The sequence below is a fragment of the Daejeonella sp. genome (assembly GCF_044348475.1).
Lineage (GTDB): Bacteria > Bacteroidota > Bacteroidia > Sphingobacteriales > Sphingobacteriaceae > Daejeonella.
In genome coordinates, this window is sequence record NZ_JBIKSU010000094.1 from 1 (window position 1) to 6,156 (window position 6,156).

Sequence of the window (6,156 nt, forward strand, 5' to 3'; positions counted from 1 at the left end):
GACCCCTCCGGTGGTCAGTTTTGAGATCAAGCCTTTTGGAGATGAAGATGCAGATATCGTTATTGCAAATGCAAAGCGTGTGCTGAATTTGGCATGGGCAAGGGTTTAGTAAGCTGAAAGCCCAAAGCTAAAAGACCAAAGCTGAAAGCTTAAAGCTAAAAGGGGAAAGCTGAAAGTATAAAGTAATTATAGAATTAGAATGAAGATAGTTGTATTAGATGGTTATACCTTAAATCCAGGAGATCTTACATGGGATGGATTAAAGCAGTTTGGTGATCTGCAGGTGCATGACAGAACTCCCGAGAACCAGATTGTGGAACGATGCAGAGGTGCACAAATCATATTCACGAATAAGACGCCGCTTAGAGAACATATTCTCGAACAGCTTCCTGATCTTAAATACATTGGAGTTTTAGCAACTGGGTATAATGTGGTAGATGTTGATTATAGCAAAAAAAGAGGTATTGCAGTTGCTAATATCCCGGGATATGGTACGGCATCAGTGGTGCAAATGACATTTGCTCTTTTACTTGAATTATGCCAACATGTTCAAAGTCATAGTGATTCAGTTTTTAAGGGTGACTGGGCAGCTTCACCCGATTTTTGTTATTGGAACTATCCCTTGGTTGAACTAGAAGGAAAAACCATAGGCATTATTGGGTTTGGAATGATCGGACAAAAAGTTGCAGATGTTGCTGCAGCATTTGGAATGCATGTAATGGCATATTCCCGCAGCCAGTCTGATCAATCGTATCGTAAAAATTTTACTTGGGTAGAATTGAACAAGCTTCTTGCCCATTCAGATGTAGTTAGCATTCACTGCCCTTTATTCCCTGATACCCAAGGTATGATCAACAAAAACACCTTGAAGTTAATGAAGAAGTCGGCCTTTTTTCTGAATACCTCTAGAGGGCCACTCATGGTGGATCAGGATCTGGCTGATGCCCTGAATGAAGGAGTAATTGCGGGCGCCGGCATTGATGTTCTTTCGGTTGAACCTCCTTCAGCCGATAATCCTCTTTTTAAAGCAAAAAACTGTATGATTACCCCTCATATTGCCTGGGCAACAAAAGAAGCCAGAGGTAGATTGATGGGAATTGCAGAAAATAATTTATCTTCATTCCTGAATGGAAATCCAGTCAATATTGTAAATAAATAAAAACTCAAAATTAATTATTATGAAAAAGTACTCCGTATTATTCCTCCTTTCAGTAGCATTATTAAGTTGCAGTCCTAAGGCAGATGAATCAGCAAAAAATGAAACTGCAGCAGCACCTGCTGTAGATATTGATGCACGTTTAAAGGAATTAAATATCCAACTAGTAGAACCATCTGTACCAACTGCAAACTTTGTAAAAACAGTTCGCGTAGGAAATCTGGTTTATACTTCAGGTCACGGACCAGACAGAGCAGAAGGTGGACCCTTAACCGGTAGAGTAGGTGATGATCTTACCTTAGAGCAAGGTCAGGAAGCAGCACGCTTAACCGGTGTTGCTTTATTATCCAGCCTTAAAAAGGAAATCGGTGATTTAGGTAAAGTGAAAAGAATAGTAAAAGTTCTTGGCATGGTACAAAGTACGCCTGAATTTAAGGATCAACCTAAAGTAATGAATGCATTTTCTGATATGATGGTAGATATTTTCGGTCAAAAAGGAAAGCATGCTCGTTCAGCTGTAGGTATGTCAGCACTTCCAGGTAATATTGCCGTTGAAATTGAAATAATCGTTGAAGTAGAAGATTAATAATTTTCTAAATACAAACATTCCTACTCTTAATGCTGATTTACTATTCTTAAAGATTTAGTAAATCAGCATTAATTTTTTACAGAAATTGATTTAATTAAAAATTTGCCAAAATTGAAATTATGAAGAAATATTTCGTCATATCCCTAATCGCTATTGCTTTACTTGGCTGTAATTATGTATCCAAAGCGCAAGAAAAAATGGGCTCAAAAGCTGAACTTATTGATTTTGATAAGCGGCTTACTGACCTCAACATCGTTTTATCTAAGCCAAGTGCGCCATTAGCCAGCTACGTAAAGATTGTGCGCGTTGGTAATCTCATTTTTACAGCCGGGCATGGTCCTGATAAACCTGACGGTACCAGAGTTACCGGAAGAGTTGGAGACGATCTAACTCTTGAACAGGGCCAGCAAGCTGCGCGATTAACCGCAATTTCATTGCTTTCGAGCTTAAAGGCAGAACTTGGCGACTTAAATAAAGTAAAGCGAATTGTCAAGGTTTTGGGAATGGTACAATCTACTCCCGAATTCAAAGATCAGCCAAAGGTGATGAATGCATTTTCTGATTTGATGGTACAAGTATTTGGAGAGAAAGGTAAACATGCCCGCTCAGCCGTTGGTATGTCAGCTCTTCCTGCTAATTGGGCCACAGAAATTGAAATGGTCATTGAGGTTGAAGATTAAAACACAGTTCAATCTGTATTATGCATATTTTGATTGCTCCTAATGCCTTTAAACATAGCCTTTCAGCAAATCAGATTGCAGAAGCTATTCAGGAAGGTTTAAAGCGGAGTGGTGCAACCTGCACTTCTGAGTGCTTTCCAATTGCTGATGGAGGCGATGGTACAGGCCAATTGATCGTAGAAAAATGTGGTGGCATCTGGCATAAATACGATGTTCATGATCCCTTAGGAAGATTGATCAAAGCTCCCTTAGGCATTATTGATCAGGGTAAAACAGCTGTAATTGAAATGGCGGATGCATCGGGTATTCGCTTAGTACGCAGTGATGAAATGTTGCCATTAATGGCTTCTTCTTTTGGTACCGGCGAATTGATTCGATTTGCACTCGACAGAAACGTATCACGCATCATTATTGGACTTGGTGGTTCGGCAACTGTTGATGGAGGTATAGGAATTTTAAGTGCTCTTGGCATCAAATTTCGAGATGCTGATGGAGCTGAGTTAGCAGCTTTACCCATCAATATTTCCCGATTCCATCAAATTGATCTATCGGGTTTCGACTCGCGTATTTTTAATTGCCAGATTACAGTTTTATGTGATGTTGACAATTTATTATTAGGTGAACAGGGGTCAGCAGTGGTTTTTGGTCCTCAGAAAGGAGCTAGCCCCTCAGATATAAAACTTCTGGATCTGGCTTTAACTAAGCTTAGAGATTTGGCATTTCAATCTACTGGAATTGATATGAATGAAATTCTTCATGGAGGTGCTGCAGGCGGCATAGCGGCTTCATTGTTCACTTTTCTACATGCCAGATTAGTGAATGGAGCTGAACATTTTCTGGAGCTTACTGACTTTGAAAAAAGATTGAAAAATGCCGACCTTCTTATAACTGGCGAAGGTTGTCTCGATGAGCAAACCTTACAGGGAAAGGGCCCTTTTGCTGTGGCTAAACTTGCAAAAGAATCCAATATCACTGTTATTGGGATTGCAGGTAGCGTGCCACTCAATGAAAATCCGAATCTGAACAGGTATTTTGATATTGTTATGCCTATTGGCAATGAGCCTACTGACCTCCAAACAGCCATGAATTTTACAACATCTAATCTAATTAGGACCGCTAGTGTAATTGGTAAATTTCTTTCCTTGCCCAAAACTATTTAGTGTATTTTTAGGTCCTTGATTAACGTAATTCGTCTAATTTATCGGCTTTCAACCTATGAAAAATATTTTTTCTTTTTTTCTTCTATTCTTTGTTTCATCACTTTCTGCACAATCCTTAAAGCAGAAAATTGAAATGGCTTATTCGCGTTTTGAAAATGATTCTCAAATGAAGTTTGGGATAAGTTCAATGACTGTATTAAATGCAGAAACTGGAGCTATTGTTTATGCTAAAAATGAAAATGTGGGTCTAGCCAGTGCCTCAACCTTAAAAACAATAACAGCAGCAACTGCCTACCATTTGTTAGGTAAAGATTTTGTTTGGGAAACCAGCCTGGGTTACAATGGAACAATTTCATCAAATGGTACATTAAATGGTGATGTGATCATAACCGGAGCTGGCGATCCAAGTTTGGGTAGCGACCGGTATGATCAAACCAGGCCTGAACTTATTCTTAAGAAATGGACAGAGGCAATTGCCCGCTCAGGCATTAAAAATATTACCGGTTCAATTATCGCTGATGATCGTTTATTTGGCACTCAAACGATGCCCGGAGGTTGGACTTGGCAGGATATGGGCAATTATTACGGTGCTGGGCCATCTTCTTTAACTTGGCGGGAAAACCAGTTTGACCTAATTTTTAAGCCCGCAAATCGAGTAGGTGAGCCTGCAGAACTGATACGTACAGAACCACAAATGAACTACCTTAAAATTGTGAATGAAGTATTGACTGGTGCTCCGGGTTCTGGCGACAATGTTTATGCTTATTCTGCACCTTATTCTACTGTGATATATTTGAGAGGCACTTATGGTATTGATCTCAAAAAAGCAATTGCTGCCTCTGTACCTGATCCAGCATACCATCTGGCCTATCAATTATTGAATAGATTAAAACAATCGGGTATTTTGGTTGGGAAAGATGCTGTAACTGCTAGAGAACTGTCATTGAATAATCAGCTTTTTCAAGCTCCTTCAAAGATCATTGATATACACACTTCTCCAAGTCTTGATAAAATTGTTTATTGGTTCAATCAAAAAAGTATCAATCTTTTTGGCGAACATTTGATTAAAACTATTGCCTGGAAAGACGCTAAAGAAATTACGACTTCGAATGGCGTTAAGGCACTGAAAAATTTCTGGGCAAAAAAGGAAGGAATTGATCCAGATGCAATGAATATTTATGATGGTAGCGGATTGTCGCCAGCTAATAGGATCACCACACTGGCAATGGCACAGGTACTTCATTCAATTAAAAAAGAAAGTTGGTTTGCTGGATTTTATGAAAGTTTGCCGGTCTATAACGATATGAAAATGAAAAGTGGAAGCATAAGCGATGTAATTGCATATACTGGCTATCAGATAAGCTCAAATGGAACTCCATTGGTATTTTCATTCATGATCAATAATTATAAGGGGAGTAGCTCAACGGTCCGGCAAAAAATGTTTAGTGTTCTTAATACCTTAAAATAGTAGTTTACATAAATCGTATTGAAATAATCCCGTCATTTTTCTTTGATCTTATTTAAAGGAGATTGAAATACCGTAATTTTGTACTATGTCTAAAGCCATTGTAATTGGTGCAGGTATTGCCGGTATTGCTTCTGCAATTCGTCTGGTTATTAAAGGGTATCAGGTAGAGGTATTTGAAGCGGGTCCTATAGCAGGCGGTAAGCTTTCCGAACTCAATTTGGGTGATTTCCGATTTGATACAGGCCCAAGTTTGTTTACAATGCCGCAATACGTTGATGAACTTTTTATCCTGGCGGGTAAAAATTCAGCAGATTATTTCCACTATGAAAAGCTCGAAACTGTCTGCAATTATTTCTATGAGGATGGTACGCGCATCAGTGCATTTGCAGATCGAACTAAATTCTCTGAAGAAATAGCTGAAAAAACGAAGGATAGCGCTGAATCTGTTATCAAATTCCTTGAAAAAAGTAAAGACATCTACGAAATCACAAACGCTGTCTTCCTTCAAAGATCATTGCATAAGCTCAGTAGTTATTTTAACTGGAAGACCTTCAAGTCAATGCTTCGATTTCCCGAAATTGATGCATTTCGGTCAATGAATCAAGCCATTGAGGCTAATTTTAAAGATTATAAAACAATTCGTTTTTTTAATCGCTATGCTACATATAACGGATCTAACCCATATAAAGCACCGGCAACATTAAATGTTATACCTCATTTTGAACAACATTTTGGAGCTTATTTCCCCATCGGGGGTATGTATTCCATAGCCAGTTCACTGGTAAAACTTGCGATTGACCTGGGTGTAAAATTCAATTTCAATACGTATGTTGATGAGATAGAATTGAATAACAATCAGGTGGCTGGTGTAAAGGTCAAAGGCCTAAGTTATCCTGCAGACCTGGTAATCTCCAATATGGATATCTGGTATACTTACCAAAAATTGTTAAAAGGATTCCAAGTTCCCGATCGTATTAAACAACAAGAACGTAGCAGTTCTGCCTTGATCTTTTATTGGGGTATCAATAGGGCCTTTCCCGAGCTTGAAATGCACAATATTTTTTTTACTGAAAATTACAGAGAAGAATTTAAACAAATTTGGG

The 6,156-nt window shown here is 38.6% G+C and carries 6 protein-coding genes; all 6 read left to right on the forward strand.

Annotation, left to right across the window (positions count from 1 at the left end; genetic code table 11):
• Window positions 1–199: 199 nt before the first annotated feature.
• A complete protein-coding gene (locus ACIQZ6_RS11260) occupies window positions 200–1,159 on the forward strand; it encodes a D-2-hydroxyacid dehydrogenase (protein WP_395811141.1) in 960 nt (319 codons plus the stop codon).
• Window positions 1,160–1,178: 19 nt separating this feature from the next.
• Window positions 1,179–1,742 carry a RidA family protein gene (locus ACIQZ6_RS11265; RefSeq protein ID WP_395811143.1) on the forward strand — a complete coding sequence of 188 codons (564 nt, stop codon included), beginning with the start codon at window positions 1,179–1,181 and terminating at the stop codon, window positions 1,740–1,742.
• Between the two features lie 122 nt (window positions 1,743–1,864).
• Window positions 1,865–2,425, forward strand: a complete 561-nt coding sequence (locus ACIQZ6_RS11270; protein WP_395811145.1) for a RidA family protein — start codon at window positions 1,865–1,867, stop codon at window positions 2,423–2,425.
• 20 nt (window positions 2,426–2,445) lie between these two features.
• Window positions 2,446–3,585, forward strand: a complete 1,140-nt coding sequence (locus ACIQZ6_RS11275; protein ID WP_395811147.1) for a glycerate kinase — start codon at window positions 2,446–2,448, stop codon at window positions 3,583–3,585.
• A gap of 55 nt (window positions 3,586–3,640) precedes the next feature.
• The gene (dacB, locus tag ACIQZ6_RS11280; RefSeq protein ID WP_395811149.1) at window positions 3,641–5,053 is read left to right on the forward strand and encodes a D-alanyl-D-alanine carboxypeptidase/D-alanyl-D-alanine-endopeptidase; all 1,413 of its coding nucleotides are present in this window, start codon (window positions 3,641–3,643) and stop codon (window positions 5,051–5,053) included.
• An 85-nt stretch (window positions 5,054–5,138) separates the two neighbouring features.
• Window positions 5,139–6,156: phytoene desaturase family protein (locus ACIQZ6_RS11285; RefSeq protein WP_395811151.1), on the forward strand; the 1,018-nt coding region annotated here is incomplete at its 3' end.